1 protein-coding gene is annotated in these 432 nt (G+C 33.1%); it reads right to left on the bottom strand.

The window, feature by feature from the left end:
* On the bottom strand, positions 1–215 hold a 215-nt coding region (locus CVN76_RS02005; RefSeq protein ID WP_198512432.1), incomplete at its 3' end, for a phage integrase N-terminal SAM-like domain-containing protein.
* Positions 216–432 lie beyond the last annotated feature (217 nt).

The raw sequence follows: 432 nt of genomic DNA, 5'->3' as shown, positions 1-432 counted from the left end.
TTTTCAATTGTCCCTGGTCTTTTCTTGCAATTTTCTAAATTATCAAGATAATCCTGAACATCTTCAGAATCAATCTCCATCAATATCTTTTGTGTCTGGTCACAAAACTGTGAAAGGACACCAGTATACGTTTTGATCGTATTATCTGATTTGCCTTGGTCTCTCAACCAGTCAGCAAACGAAAAAATCATTTCATCTTTAGCAGAGGTATCCATCGGCTATTCCCCCAATGACAGTTTCAGAACTAAGTTAATTTTAACATATATCCCTACAGAAACGAAGAATTCTGTCCGGATGTCTTCATCTGGTTAAGATTATATAGAAAGAAGGTGACCTATTTATCCATATATCATAAAAAATGCTTCAAATATAATATGCCCTAACCTATTCTATATAGTAATATCATTATTTGATTCTTTTTTCATGCACTTG

It is taken from the genome of Bacillus sp. mrc49 (assembly GCF_002803435.1).
Note: the sequence above shows the minus strand (reverse complement) of the source record. Positions and strands in the feature narration are given on the sequence as shown.